At 67.6% G+C, this 13,052-nt stretch carries 13 protein-coding genes; 6 read left to right on the plus strand and 7 right to left on the minus strand.

Annotation, left to right across the window (positions count from 1 at the left end; translation table 11 throughout):
* Positions 1-12: 12 nt before the first annotated feature.
* Genes O7606_RS15055 through O7606_RS15070 form a run of 4 tightly spaced genes read right to left on the minus strand, consistent with a single transcriptional unit; the run spans position 13 to position 3,740 of the window.
* Positions 13-1,038, minus strand: a complete 1,026-nt coding sequence (locus O7606_RS15055; RefSeq protein ID WP_281594659.1) for an extracellular solute-binding protein — start codon at positions 1,036-1,038, stop codon at positions 13-15.
* Positions 1,019-2,092 (minus strand): 4-hydroxy-2-oxovalerate aldolase, encoded by a 1,074-nt coding sequence (dmpG, locus tag O7606_RS15060; RefSeq protein ID WP_281594660.1) that lies wholly within the window; start codon positions 2,090-2,092, stop codon positions 1,019-1,021. Before dmpG ends, O7606_RS15055 begins: the two co-directional genes overlap by 20 nt.
* The gene (locus O7606_RS15065) at positions 2,089-2,988 is read right to left on the minus strand and encodes an acetaldehyde dehydrogenase (acetylating) (protein ID WP_281594661.1); all 900 of its coding nucleotides are present in this window, start codon (positions 2,986-2,988) and stop codon (positions 2,089-2,091) included. Before O7606_RS15065 ends, dmpG begins: the two co-directional genes overlap by 4 nt.
* Positions 2,985-3,740 (minus strand): RraA family protein, encoded by a 756-nt coding sequence (locus O7606_RS15070; RefSeq protein WP_281594662.1) that lies wholly within the window; start codon positions 3,738-3,740, stop codon positions 2,985-2,987. Before O7606_RS15070 ends, O7606_RS15065 begins: the two co-directional genes overlap by 4 nt.
* Before the next feature lie 237 nt (positions 3,741-3,977).
* Between O7606_RS15070 and O7606_RS15075 the strand changes: the two genes are divergently transcribed.
* The 4 genes from O7606_RS15075 (at position 3,978) to O7606_RS15090 (ending at position 7,278) form a co-directional block, all read left to right on the plus strand.
* Positions 3,978-4,739 carry an IclR family transcriptional regulator gene (locus tag O7606_RS15075; RefSeq protein ID WP_281594663.1) on the plus strand — a complete coding sequence of 254 codons (762 nt, stop codon included), beginning with the start codon at positions 3,978-3,980 and terminating at the stop codon, positions 4,737-4,739.
* Positions 4,740-4,816: 77 nt separating this feature from the next.
* Entirely contained in the window at positions 4,817-5,569 is a 753-nt protein-coding gene (locus O7606_RS15080; RefSeq protein WP_281594664.1) for a DUF899 family protein, read from the plus strand.
* Positions 5,570-5,721: 152 nt separating this feature from the next.
* A complete protein-coding gene (locus O7606_RS15085; RefSeq protein WP_281594665.1) occupies positions 5,722-6,300 on the plus strand; it encodes an HD domain-containing protein in 579 nt (192 codons plus the stop codon).
* 330 nt (positions 6,301-6,630) lie between these two features.
* Positions 6,631-7,278 carry a hypothetical protein gene (locus tag O7606_RS15090; protein WP_281594666.1) on the plus strand — a complete coding sequence of 216 codons (648 nt, stop codon included), beginning with the start codon at positions 6,631-6,633 and terminating at the stop codon, positions 7,276-7,278.
* 200 nt (positions 7,279-7,478) lie between these two features.
* On the opposite strand, the gene O7606_RS15095 is transcribed toward O7606_RS15090, so the two are convergent.
* Together O7606_RS15095 and O7606_RS15100 are read right to left on the minus strand one after the other, a co-directional pair.
* Positions 7,479-7,751, minus strand: coding sequence for a hypothetical protein (locus tag O7606_RS15095; protein WP_281594667.1), 273 nt, complete (start codon positions 7,749-7,751; stop codon positions 7,479-7,481).
* A 3-nt stretch (positions 7,752-7,754) separates the two neighbouring features.
* A complete protein-coding gene (locus tag O7606_RS15100) occupies positions 7,755-8,093 on the minus strand; it encodes a hypothetical protein (RefSeq protein ID WP_281594668.1) in 339 nt (112 codons plus the stop codon).
* A 148-nt stretch (positions 8,094-8,241) separates the two neighbouring features.
* Here O7606_RS15100 and O7606_RS15105 point away from each other — a divergent pair, with 148 nt between their 5' ends.
* Positions 8,242-9,678 (plus strand): helix-turn-helix domain-containing protein, encoded by a 1,437-nt coding sequence (locus O7606_RS15105; protein WP_281599681.1) that lies wholly within the window; start codon positions 8,242-8,244, stop codon positions 9,676-9,678.
* 3 nt (positions 9,679-9,681) lie between these two features.
* Here O7606_RS15105 and O7606_RS15110 read toward each other — a convergent pair whose 3' ends face one another.
* Entirely contained in the window at positions 9,682-10,248 is a 567-nt protein-coding gene (locus O7606_RS15110; RefSeq protein WP_281594669.1) for an NUDIX hydrolase, read from the minus strand.
* Positions 10,249-11,007: 759 nt separating this feature from the next.
* Between O7606_RS15110 and O7606_RS15115 the strand changes: the two genes are divergently transcribed.
* The gene (locus O7606_RS15115; RefSeq protein ID WP_281594670.1) at positions 11,008-12,984 is read left to right on the plus strand and encodes an ATP-binding protein; all 1,977 of its coding nucleotides are present in this window, start codon (positions 11,008-11,010) and stop codon (positions 12,982-12,984) included.
* The last annotated feature ends 68 nt before the right edge of the window (positions 12,985-13,052 follow it).

Genomic DNA, 13,052 nt, shown 5'->3' on the forward strand with positions numbered 1-13,052 from the left:
GGCGTGCCCCCATCAGCTCAGCCCGAGGTTGGCGATGACCTGCGCCTGCTTGGTCTCGGCCCCGGCCAGGTCGGGCGAGACGTACTCGGCCGGCAGTTTCGTGGTGTCGTACGGGGAGACCGCCCCGGCCGCGTCGGCGAGGACCTTGCTGCCCTCGGCGGAGAGCGCGTACTGGATGAGCAGCCGGGCCGCGTTCGGGTGCTGGCCGTTGGCCGCCACCCCGGGAACCACCTCCGCGCCGCTGGTCAACGCCGGGGCCACGAACTCGATCGGCGCGCCGTTGGCCTTCGGGTCCACGATGTGCGAGGCGAGACCCATCACGCAGAACGCCGCCTCGCCGGCGGCCACCGCCGCCGCGGCCGGCACCCCGCTGGCGTACTTCTTGAGGTCCTGGGCGGCGAAGCGCTGGAGGAAGTCCGGTCCGCTGGCCTCCGCCACCACCAGCCACTCCCCGATGTACGACGCGGACGACGCCGGGTCGGGAATGGCGATCCTGCCCTTCCACTTCGGGTCGAGCAGGTCCTCCCAGGTCTTCGGGGCCTCGGCGGCCGACACCAGGTCGGTGTTGTAGGCGATCCCGGCCGGTTGGATGATCGAGATGGCGGTGCCCTCGTCGGGCAGCACGAACCGCTCGTCCAGGTCGCCCGGGAAGTCGGGCAGCCCCGCGTCGGCCAGCGGCACCAGCCAGCCGCTGTCGATCGCCTGCGCGGTGAAGCCGGTACGCGAGATCAGCAGCGCGTCGGCGGCGGGCGCGCCGGCCTGCGCCTCGGCGGCGAACCGCTGGGCGAGCTGGGCGCTGGTCAGCCGGACGACCTGCACCTCGACGTCGTACTTGTCGGTGAAGGACTTGGTGAAGGCGGCGGTGGCGTCCTCCTCCACGGAGCTGTAGAGGGTCACGGTGCCCTCCTCCCGGGCGGCGGCCTCCAGTCCGTCGGGGGCGGCGACCTCGGCGGGCTCGCCACCGCGGTTGCCGCAGCCGGTGATCGCGAGCAGGACGACGGCGGCAGCCGCCAGGTATCTACGACGAGGGTGTGGCATCAGCGTGGACCTCTCTATCGGTGGTGGCGGTGGGTGACGGGGAACGGGCGGCGGCGAGCGCCACGGCGACGTCGATCAGGAGGTCCTCCTGACCGCCCACGTAGCGGCGTCGACCGGCCTCGCGGAGGATCTCGTGGCTGGGCACGCCGTACCGCTGGGCGGCCCGCTCGGCGTGCAGCAGGAAACTGGAGTAGACGCCGGCGTAGCCCATGACGATCGACGCCCGGTCCATCACCGGCTCCCGGTCGACGTACGGCAGCACCACGTCCTCGGCGGCGTCCAGGATCGCGCCCAGGTCGACGCCGGTGACGATGCCGAGCCGGTCGAAGACGGCGGTGAGCACCTCGGTCGGGGAGTTGCCGGCGCCCGCGCCGAGGGCCCGGGTAGCGCCGTCGATCTGCCGGGCGCCGGCCCGGACGGCGGCCACCGAGTTGGCCACCCCCATGGCCAGGTTGTTGTGCCCGTGGAAGCCGACCTGGGCGTGGTCGCCGAGCTCGGCGTGCAGGGCGGCGACCCGGGCGGCGGCGTCGTCGGGGAGCAGCGCCCCGGCGGAGTCGACGATGTAGACGCACTGCGCGCCGTCGTCCGCCATGATCCGGGCCTGCCGGGCGAGTTGCTCCGGCCCGGTCATGTGCGACATCATCAGGAAGCCGACCGTCTCGGCCCCCAACGAGCGGGCCAGCCCGAGATGCTGGGCGGCGATGTCCGCCTCGGTGCAGTGGGTGGCCACCCGGATCAGGTCGACCCCGTGGTCGACGGCGGCGCGCAGCTCGTCGGTGGTGCCCACGCCGGGCAGCAGCAGCGCGGCGACGGTGGCGGCGCCGGCCTCGGCGACCGCGACGTCGATCAGGTCGAGCTCCGGGGTGGCGGAGAAGCCGTAGTTGAACGAGGACCCGGCGAGGCCGTCGCCGTGGGTGACCTCGATGACGGGCACGTTGGCGGCGCGCAGCGCCCGTACCGTCGCCCGGACGTGCTCGGGCCGGAACTGGTGCCGCATGGCGTGGCTGCCGTCGCGCAGCGTGGTGTCGGTGATCCGGATCCGGGGGCCGCTCACGCCGCCACCTCCGCCCGCGCCGCGGCGATCCGCTCGCCGACCCGGGTGGCGGCGGCGGTCATGATGTCGAGGTTCCCCGCGTACGGCGGCAGGTGGTCGCCGCGTCCCTCGACCTCCAGCAGGACGGTCACCCGGGCCTGCCCGTGCCAGTCGGGTCGCGGGTCGTCGAACTGCGGCTCGGCGACCAGCCGGTAGCCGGGCACGTAGCCGGCGACCCGGTCCACCATCGACCGGATCGACTCGGTCACCCGGCCCCGGTCGGCGTCCGGGTCGATCGCGCAGAACACCGTGTCCCGCATGATCATCGGCGGGTCCACCGGGTTGAGCACGATGATCGCCTTACCGCGGGCCGCGCCGCCGATGGTCTCGACGCCCCGGGCGGTGGTGACCGTGAACTCGTCGATGTTGGCCCGGGTGCCCGGCCCGGCCGAGCGGGACGCGATGGACGCCACGATCTCCGCGTAACTGACCGGGGTGACCGCCGAGACGGCCGCGACGATCGGGATGGTGGCCTGCCCGCCACAGGTGATCATGTTGACGTTCGGGGCGGCCAGGTGCTGGTCCAGGTTGACCGAGGGGACGACGAACGGGCCCACCGCCGCCGGGGTCAGGTCCACCGCCGGGATGCCCGCCTCGGCGTACCGGGTGTGGTTGGCCAGGTGCGCCGACGCCGACGTCGCCTCGAAGACCAGGTCCGGCAGCGGGTCCTGGCGCAGCAGCCAGTCGACGCCCTCGGCGGAGGTCGGCACGCCCGCCCGGCGGGCCCGCGCCAGCCCCTCCGAGGCCGGGTCGACGCCGACCATGGCGACCAGCTCCAGCCCGGCCGACCGCTGGATCTTGACCATCAGGTCGGTGCCGATGTTCCCCGACCCGACGATGGCGACGGCGATGCTCATGAGGCCCGACCCCCGTCGTCGGTCGACGCGCCGGCGACCGCCGACGGGGTGGCGGCGCCGCCGGCCGTCGGCGGCGCCGCCTCCGGGAGTGACGCCAGCGTGCCGGGGATCTGGAAGGGCTCCGCCAGGGCCGGGCGCATCCGCTCGTCGACCCAGGTCCGGCCGTAGAGGATCTCCAGCGGCAGGTCCTCGTCCTGGACGTCCTGCTTCTGCTGCTCCTCCATCCGCAGGCGGGCCTCGGCGGCCTCGGCCACCTGCTCGGCGATGCCGCGCGGGACCACCACCACGCCGTCCTCGTCGCCGACGATCACGTCGCCCGGGCTGACCACGACGCCGCCGCAGGTCACCGGCACGTTGACCGAACCGACCGAGTGCTTGACCGCCGACCGGGGCACGATGCCGACGCAGAACACCGGGAACGGGATCGCCATGATGCCGGACCGGTCCCGGACGCTGCCGTCGATCACCGCGCCGACGAACCCGACCCGGTGCGCGAACAGCGACATGTTCCGACCCAGCACGGTCGCGTCGTAGGTGCCGCCGGTGTCCACCACCAGCACGTCGCCGGGCTCGCCGAGCTGCAACGCCTTGTGCACCATCAGGTTGTCGCCCTCCGGGCAGTGCGCCGTGACGGCCGTGCCGACGAGCTTGCTGCCGAGGTCGAGCGGTCGCATCCGGTGCGACATCGCTCCGTGACGACCCATGGCGTCGGAGAGCGTGGCCGTGTCGATCCGCCCCAGGCGGTCGCGCACGCTGGGTGACACTCGTTCCGATACGCGGTTGATGCTCTTGAACATTCACTCCCCCTCAGGGCCGGCTTCTGCCAGCGGCACCTGACCGGGACTATGGCCCTGACCTCGGGTCGAGGTACACGACGGTGTATCGGAATACGAGATCCCTGTAGTAAATTTCGTGTTGCCCGCGTCACCTCCCCTCCTCACGGCTCTCACTCTCCGCAGTTGAATCCCCTCCACCGGAAGAGGCACGAGATGAGCACCGACCCGTCACTGACCGTGCTGAAGGCGTTCCGTGTCCTCGACCTGTTCCGGACCCACCGCCAGGTCGGCGTCAGCCAGTGCGCGGAGCTGCTCGGCCTGACCAGGGCGAACGCGCACCGGCTCCTGGTCAGCCTCACCGCCGCCGGAGCGGTCGAACGCACCGACAGCGGGCAGTACCGGCTGTCGATCTGGATGTTCGAGGTGGGCGCCCAGGTGCCGCTACTGCGCGCGCTCACCGACCAGGCACAGGTGCCGATGGAACGGCTCGTCGCGGAGACCGGCTTCCAGGCCCATCTCGCAGTACGTGACGGCACCGAGCTGATCTACCTATTGAAGATCAGCCACGTCGACGGGCGGGTCCGCACCCGCCCCGGCACCCGCAACCCCCTCTACGCCACCAGCCTCGGCAAGATCCTCCTGGCCGGCGCGCCCGAATCGGTGATCGAGGAGGTCATCGCGCAGGGGCTGAGGCCGCTGACCAGGTACACCCGTACCTCGGCGGCGCTGCTGCGCGCCGAGCTCGCCGACGTGCGCCGCACCGGCTTCGCCTACGACCGGGAGGAACGGCAGATCGGCGTCTCCTGCGTCGCCACCGGCCTGCACGACCGCACCGGACGGGTGATCGCGGCGATCTCCGTACCGTCCAACTCGGAGCACCGCGACCTGGACCAGGGCCGGTTGCAGGCGCCGCTGCGCAAGGCGGCCCAGACCATCGAGGCCCGCCTCGACCGCCGCGCCTTCAACCTCCCCTGACGTCTGTCGCACTCCGGCGCTAGGGTCGCCCCACCGGCGCGACCCCGGGGAGCGCGGACCGACACCGAGGAGCCGCCATGCCCGCCGTACCCCCGATCGTCGACCGCGCCGCCTGGGCCGAGCAGGTCGCCGAGCTGCGCGTACGCGAAAAGGCCCACACCCGCGAGGGGGACGCGATCGCCGCCGCCCGACGCCGGCTGCCGATGGTCGAGGTGGACGCCGCGACCCCGCTCGTCGGCGCGGCCGGCGCGACGACCCTGCTCGACGCGTTCGAGGGCCGGTCGCAGTTGTTCGCGTCGTTCCACATGTGGCACCCCGGGAAGTCGGCCGCCGACCAGTGCGAGGGCTGCACGATGAACACCGGCAGCGTGCTGGAGCTGGGCTACCTGCACTCCCGTGACGTCACCTTCGCCGTCCTGTGTCAGGGGCCGTTCGCCGAGAGCGACAGGTACCGGGAGTTCATGGGCTGGGAGCTGCCGTGGTACTCGGTGCCCCCGGAATCCGTCGACCGGCTGGTCGCCGGGCGGCACTTCGGGATGAAGTGCTGCTACCTGCGCGACGGCGACCGGGTCTTCGAGACGTACTGGACGACCGCGCGCGGCTGCGAGCCGATGGGCAGCCCGTACGGCATGCTCGACCTGACCGTGCACGGCCGGCAGGAGAGCTGGGAGGACTCCCCCGCCGGCTGGCCCCAGCCGTACACCGACACGGTGGGCGGGCAGATGCGCCGGGACGGGCGGCCGATCCCGCAGTGGTCCCGGATCGCCGCCGGCCGCTCCGACGATCTGGGCAGCGACACCGTCGCCGAGCACGGCCCCCGCTGCCACTGACCGGGGGGATCTGAACCTCGCCCCCCAGGCTCTCGCCGTCCGCGCCACCGCCACCCTCGACAGCGACCGGATCTCCGCTCAGTCCAGGCAGGAACTGACCGCTATCGTCTACAGCCTGCGGACCGAGGGAATCAACGGCACAGGGACGGCAGATGAGCAACGACCAGGACGCCGCCGCGATCAGGTTCATCTTCGAGGCCGGCGTCCTCAAACGCGCAGCCCGCACCGGCTGGTGGTTCGCCGGCGTCAAGCACCCCGAGTCGATCGCCGAGCACTCCCACCGCACCGCCCTGATCGGGATGATCCTCGCGGCCATGGAAGGGGCCGACCCTGCCCGGGTCACGATGCTCTGCGTCCTGCACGACACACAGGAAACCCGGATCACCGACATCCCCCACATCGCCAAGCGCTACCTCACCGCCGCGCCCAACACCACCGTCACCGCAGACCAGGTCACCGACTGCCCACCCGCCGTCGCGGACACCATCACCACCGCCGTCGCCGAGTACGAAGCCGGCGACACCCTCGAAGCCATCGTCGCCCGCGACGCCGACAAACTCGAATGCCTCGTCCAAGCCGTCGAGTACCGCCACCAGGGCATCGACAACGTCCAACGCTGGATCGACAGCAGCCGCGCCGCGCTCAGGACCGCGTCCGCGCAACGCCTCGCCGAGGTCGCCCTGACCGCACAACCCCTCGCCTGGCTCACCCCACCCTCACAACCGGAATAGCCGTTCCCTCGGTTTCAGGCTCTGCACGCTCCGTCCTGCTACGTCCCATGCGTTATCGCCTCCTGTATTCCTGCCGGCCGTCTTCTCGACGAGCCTCGGTCACAGCGACTCGCGGGCCGCGAAAGACAGGAACGTTGGACCCGCCTTGTTGACTGCTACCTCTATTGTGGACAGGCAACGAGATCGAAGTCGCGACCGGAGACATGAATCTTGCCATGGCCGAGAGATGAAGAGAGCAGCCCCTTGGCACTAGAATCGGGCAGAAAGCGCAGCGATCGCCCACTGCCGCCGCTGCCACAGCGATTCCGGACAGCCTTCGCGAAGGAGGAAATGAGCGAAGAAGCCCTCCTCCATTTTCTGGTGGTGATGCAAGCCAACAAGAACAGCCATGAGAGGCAGGTCGGAAGAAACAGCCTCGCGATGCTGCTTGCGGCGTGCGCCTTTGAATTACTCGCGCGAGGCATGGTCGCGGAGGTGTCCCTACTGGGCATCAAGATCAAATCCCTGTCCGTAGCGACAATGCTAATTCCCTTGATTGCGGCATTTATTTTCGACCGCATTTCCATGAGCTTCATTGAAGCTCTAGCTTTACAGGATGCGTTGATCTGGATAGTCAGCCACCGCTTCCCTTCGCTGCACGAAAAAGAGTTGCTCATGGCGGCAACGTCAAGCGATACATGGGCCTCATCAAGATCACTCGACTCTGCACTGAACTCGAAATGGCTCGACAGAATAAACACCTCAGTAGCCGTCAGCTACGGCATCGTAGTGACGGTCGGGGCGACCGCCTTTCTTGTCTATGCCAACACCAGGCTGTTCTTTCTGCCAGAAAACACGCCGTATCTGTTGGCGACATCAATCGTCGCGACAACTTTCTTCATGGTCACGGCAATTGCGCGGTTGGTCTTGTTCGTATTCAAGTGGCCGCGCCCTGCCAACCACCAGCCTTCCGCTGAGACGATCCGACCAGATAACTGATCCCAGTTCTCCGCGTCGAGCAAGTTCCGCCACACCGGATCAACCGGCTACCGGCCCGTGGCCCCAGCCGCTGAACTGCCGCAAAAATCAAAAGGCCGTCTCCGACGGGCGGAAACGGCCTTTGAACTGGGTGGAGCTGAGGGGATTTGAACCCCTGACCCCCTCGATGCGAACTGGCGGCAGGCCGGTCGGGTCGGGTGTCATGCGAGGTCGTCCGGCGTGCTGGGGTCGTTCGGGGTCGGGTTCGGTGGGTGGGGTTGCTGTACTTCGCTGCTGTACTGCTCGTCGACGAGGAACTGTCTGAAGTGGGTGCGCATCTCGAGCCAGTGGCGGTGTTCGTCGCAGGGGTGGAGTCGGCCGCAGCGGCACAGGCTCAGGGCCGTCTCGGCGTGCTTGGTCAGCAGGATGTCCGCGTGGGCGACCTGTGCTCTGGCGTACTCGCGGAAGGCTGCTGAGGTGTAGATGGCTCCCATCGGTCACCGCCCCGCCCTGGGGGTGTGGCGGTGGTGCCAGAGGACTTCGGCGACGGCGTCCACGGGGTCGATGTCGCCGGCCGCCAGGCGCTCGCGGGTGACGGCGATCCAGGGCGGTGAGGCGGGGGTGGCTTCGCCGCAGGCGGTTCGCATCCCCTCTTGTGCGAGCTGGGCCAGCCGGCAGGGGTCGCGTTGGTTCGTGTGCCAGCAGCTGGTGGCCACGCAGAAGCCGGCGCTGTCGGGCCGGTGAGCCTCCCAGAGTGCGCGGGCCAACCGCCACAGTAGGCGGTGCTGGCAGTCGGCGGGCGGTTCCACGGGTGGGTTCTCGGCATTGAAGGACATGCGCCGACCATCCCGGCCGGCGGCGGACCGCTCCATGGCCAGCGGTCATGTCACGGTGACATGGGACGGCTCGACCAGCAGGAACGGGTCGCCCTAGGCTGTCAACCTGAACACCTTGAGTAGTCGGAACGCGACGCTGGGAGCTGCCGTGCTGCTCGATCCGCTGCGGATACCGGAGGATGCGTGGTCGCACGGCGAGGTGCTGACCGTCCTGGCCGCCCGCGACATCGGCGGACTGTTCCGCTGGATCACCCGTCTCACCGGGGCGAGTCAGAGCCGGATCGGGGCCGCCGTCGGGCTGGAACAGGGCTACGTCAGCCGGATCATGGCCGGACGCAAGGTCACCTCGATCGACGTGCTGGAGCGGATCGCCGACGGCTGCCGGATGCCCGACCAGGCGCGGACCACGATGGGCCTGGCACCCCGCCAGGCTGCGCAGCCAACCGACCCCGGCCGGCTCACCCCCGACCGGCTCACCCCCAGTCGGCCCAGCGAACCGCCGGCCACCCGGACCTGGCAGGACGACGTACGCAGTGCCGCAGAGCTTTGGCGAGGTGACGTGAACCGTCGAGACGTACTCCGGCAGGTGGCCTTCAGCTCCGCCGGCTACACCCTGCCGGCGCTGCGCTGGTTCACCGCCCCCTACCCGGCCCCGGTCACCCAACTCGGACGCAGCGCGGTCGGTCAACCCGAGATTGACACCATCCGGGCGATGACCGCGACCTACCGTCGGTTGGACAACCAGTACGGCGGCGGGCACGCCCGCGACACCGTCGCCCGCTACCTCCACCAGGAGGTGACCCCGCTGCTCACCGACGGCCGGTACGACCATGGCACCGGCCAACGGCTGCTCAGCGCCGCCGCCGAACTCGCCCAACTCGCCGGCTGGCAGGCGTACGACACCGCCGAGCACGGCATCGCCCAGCGGTACCTCACCCTCGCCCTGGACTTCGCCCACGCCGCCGGAGACGACGGCCTCGGCGCAGAAATCCTCGCCGCGATGAGCCACCAGGCCACCTACCTCGGCCACACCGCCACCGGCCTTGACCTAGCCCGAGCCGCCGGCCAGACCGCCCGCCGCGCCGGGATCCCCGTCCTGACCGCCGAAGCGCATGTCATGGAAGCCCACGCTCTGGCCAAGGCCAACGACGAACGGGCCTGCGCCGCCGCCCTGCACCAGGCAGAACAGGCCCTCGACCGGGCCGACCGCAGCACCGACCCGCAATGGCTCAGCTACTTCGACGAGGCGTACCTGTCGGCCAAGTTCGGCCACTGTTTCCTCGCCCTCGGCCGCAACACCCACGCCGAACGCTTCGCCGTCCGATCCCTACGCATGGACAACCGCTACGTACGCGGCAAAGCCTTCAACCTGGCCCTGCTCGCCAGCGTCCACGCCCAGCAGGGTGAACCCGACCGGGCCTGCGCCATCGGCGCGGAAGCCCTGACCCTGACGGCCCAGCTCCGCTCCGCCAGAGCCGTGCGCTACCTCCGCGACCTGCAAACCCAACTCGCCCCGCAACGGCGACTACCCGCCGTCCGGCACTTCACCGGCCGCATCGACGCCACCCTCGGCCGGCGACGCTGACCGTCACAGCTCTAACCGGGCCTTGCGCGCGACCAGCTCCAGCACCGCGATCACCGTGCCGGCACCAACGATCTCACCCCGGGACACCATCTCGTACGCCTCGTCTAGCGGAATCCAGGCGACCTGCTCAGCCTCGTTCACGTCCACGGGCGCGCCGATACGCTCAGCCTGCCGGGCCAGGAACAGCGAATTCTCGGCGTCGGCAGTACCGACCCACGGTTGGAAGGACAGCAACGACTCCACCGACTGGGGCCGCCAACCGGTCTCCTCTTCGACCTCACGCACCGCACACTGCGCCGGCTGCTCCTCGCCATCGACGTAGCCGCCAGGCAGCTCCCACACCCACCGGTCGAACACGAACCGGTGCCGCCGAATCAGCAACAGCCGCTCCTGATCGTCGAATACGGCGACCATGGCCGACCGGGGAGCACGAATCACGTACTGCTCGAACCGAACCCCATCCGGCAACTCCACCTCAGCGATACTCAACCGCGCCCGCCGCGAGTCGTCCACGACCCGCTCGCCGTGGATGGTCCACCGGGTCAACTCCGTCGCCTGCTCCTCCACCACCCCGCCAGTATCCGCCCCGAACCCTCACCACGCGCCGCAGGCAACGCCTCCTGGGCGCACTGCTCGGGCCGCCGCCCAGCCGACGAGCACCCCACATCGACCCCCGTCGGGGGGGGATTGCGGTCTCAAGCTGTCGGCCGCTGCCGACTGGTGGCAGCAAGCATCGACGAGCAGGCGCCGGGCGTCGTCGGTTCGTGCTCCGCGTCGGACCGCATCGAGGCTCGCGCTGCCTTCTTGCTGCCTCGCTGCCTGACGCCTCGCTTACAAGCTCTGTGCACACGTCCGGGCACGGCCGCACGCTCGGAGCTTCGTCCGTGCCAGCGATCGTCAGCGTGCCGACGTCCGGCGCGGTTACTGTCAGCGTTGCTGTCAGCCACTTCGCCGGCAGTCCAGCCGATCTCGGTCTCAGGGCTGGGCAACCGCTGCAAATTCTCGACCCACTCAGCCCCGGGCCTTTGGCCGTCGTAGGGGAACTGGACCACTCCGTCGATCCATGTCGGCCGCTTGCCGCTGTGAACGTGCTGCCTCCTGTCAGTTGAGGAGTCCAAATGGCCGCACTGACCTGGCGCAGCCTCCTTGCTGCCCTCCAGGACGGCCGGCCGCCCCGCGAGCCTCGGGCATCTAGGGGAGTCAGGCGAAGCCAACCGTCCACCGCAGACCGACGATGTGGTCTTGGTGAGACCCAGGGTGACTGACGGGCTACGCATGGAGGGGTGTCGGTACTAGACTGGCGGCTCGACCTCGGCAGAGGAGGAGTCCGTGGGGGACGACCGCATCTACCAGATGACTATCAGCCTAAATGTCCTCAATCATCTTGGGCTGAATCTCTACAGCAATGTCCCAGCGGTTTTGTCTGAGGTCGTCGCCAACGCATACGACGCTGATGCCCAAGAGGTTTATATCACCATAGACCCAGTGGGAAGGCAGATCGTAATCAAGGATGATGGAGAGGGCATGACCCTAGACCACATCAACGAGCGGTATCTGAATGTTGGTTATGAGCGACGGCGAGACGAACGCGCGGTAACGCTCAAGTTTGACCGCCCGGTTATGGGACGGAAGGGCATCGGAAAGCTTTCTCTCTTCTCCATTGCGGAAACTGTTGAGGTCCACACCGCAAGGGAGGGGGAAAAGCATGCCCTTCGCATGACAATCGACGGAATCAGAGCGGCGATCAGTGACAACCCTGAGCAGTCGCGGCCGTATCGTCCAGAAGTGCTCGATCCCAGCCTGGTCGATTTCGACCAAGGGACACGTATTGTCCTCACCAACTTGAAGAAGAGTTTGGCCAACGTTAATGCCGGCCTGCGCAAAAGACTCGCACGTCGCTTTTCGGTGATCGGCGCAGAGTACTCTTTCCGACTCTTTATTGGAGATCGCGAAGTAAGCTTCGCAGATCGTGATTACTTCCATAAGCTACAGTACGTCTGGGCTTATGGTTCTGCAGAAGAGGCTGAGGAAACCCTCGACCGGTGCAGCAACGCGACCGAGAAGGTAAACATCCCGGCGCCGGAGATCGCAGGCGGCGTGGTTACCGGATGGATCGGGACGGTAGAACACTCAGGAGCACTTAAAGAAGCGGAGGACAACCTTAACAGCATCTCTCTCATGGTGCGAGGAAAGCTCGCCCATGAAGACCTTCTCGAAGAATTCAACGAGGGTAAGGTTTTCCGAGCATATCTAATCGGCGAACTGCACGCGGACTTCCTCGACGATGACGCACTTGATGATATTGCCACCAGCAGTAGACAACGCATCATCGAGGATGACCCTCGCTTCCAGGATCTTTTATCCTGGCTACAAAAGGAGATCACCCGGATCGGGTCGGGTTGGACGGATTTCCGAAATGCGGCCGGAACCAAAGCTGCTTTGGAGAACGACCTAATCAAAGACTGGTTCCTCACCCTGGGTGGTGACAGCCGCAAGAAGGCGCAGAGACTCTTCGGTAAGATCAACCAGCTGACGATGGACGACGAACGACAGAGGGAAGAGTTGTTCGCCCACGCGGTTTTGGCCTTCGAGACCCTGCGTTACAGAGACAACCTGGATGCCCTCGAAGATTTGGAACCCAGAGATATCGCAATGGTCTCAACGCTGTTCCGCACCATCGAAGATCTAGAGGCAGCTCTCTATCATCAGATAGTTGTTCAGCGCCTAAGAGTAATTGACAAGCTCAGGTCGCACGTGGACGAAAACGCTCTAGAGAGGATCCTTCAAGAACACCTCTTCGAACACCTTTGGTTGCTGGACCCGTCGTGGGAACGAGCCACCGATCGAACGATGGAGGAGAGGATTAGCAGCGGCTTTGCCTCGATCACGTCCCAACTGACGGCCGAAGAAGCGGCGTCGCGTCTCGACATTCGCTACAAGCGCGTTACGGGCACGAACGTGATCGTCGAGCTCAAGAGACATTCAGTGATCACCGACACTATGACGTTGGCGGCGCAGGTCGATAAGTACCGCAACGCGATCCTCCGATACCTGCAGGACATTGGCAAAGACGAGCCCGTAGAGGTCGTATGCGTAGTCGGACGGGATCTGCGAGACTGGGCGAACATCCGGGGGAAGGAGGAGTCGCGGAACCTCCTCAGCGCGAAGAACATCCGAGTCGTCAAGTACGAGCAACTGCTGGCTGATGCATACGCTGGCTACCGCGAGTATCTTGATGGCCAGGACGAGCTGGGGCGCATCCGCAAGATCCTTGACTCGATCGCTTCGGACTCGGACGACGCCTGACATCCTGTCGGTGTCAGGCGACCCAGGGGAGGACTGTGGTGCCGAAGGCAAGCTCTCCTGATGCTCAA

Source organism: Micromonospora sp. WMMD882, assembly GCF_027497255.1.
Taxonomy (GTDB): domain Bacteria; phylum Actinomycetota; class Actinomycetes; order Mycobacteriales; family Micromonosporaceae; genus Micromonospora.

What these genes read in the sequence shown, in the direction of transcription:
- O7606_RS15065 (WP_281594661.1), bottom strand. Translation starts at nt 2,988, where the DNA reads ATGAGCATCGCCGTCGCCATCGTCGGGTCGGGGAACATCGGCACCGAC.
- O7606_RS15095 (WP_281594667.1), bottom strand. Translation starts at nt 7,751, where the DNA reads ATGGGAGCCATCTACACCTCAGCAGCCTTCCGCGAGTACGCCAGAGCA.
- O7606_RS15100 (WP_281594668.1), bottom strand. Translation starts at nt 8,093, where the DNA reads ATGTCCTTCAATGCCGAGAACCCACCCGTGGAACCGCCCGCCGACTGC.
- O7606_RS15055 (WP_281594659.1), bottom strand. Translation starts at nt 1,038, where the DNA reads ATGCCACACCCTCGTCGTAGATACCTGGCGGCTGCCGCCGTCGTCCTG.
- O7606_RS15075 (WP_281594663.1), top strand. Translation starts at nt 3,978, where the DNA reads ATGAGCACCGACCCGTCACTGACCGTGCTGAAGGCGTTCCGTGTCCTC.
- O7606_RS15085 (WP_281594665.1), top strand. Translation starts at nt 5,722, where the DNA reads ATGAGCAACGACCAGGACGCCGCCGCGATCAGGTTCATCTTCGAGGCC.
- O7606_RS15080 (WP_281594664.1), top strand. Translation starts at nt 4,817, where the DNA reads ATGCCCGCCGTACCCCCGATCGTCGACCGCGCCGCCTGGGCCGAGCAG.
- O7606_RS15090 (WP_281594666.1), top strand. Translation starts at nt 6,631, where the DNA reads ATGAGCGAAGAAGCCCTCCTCCATTTTCTGGTGGTGATGCAAGCCAAC.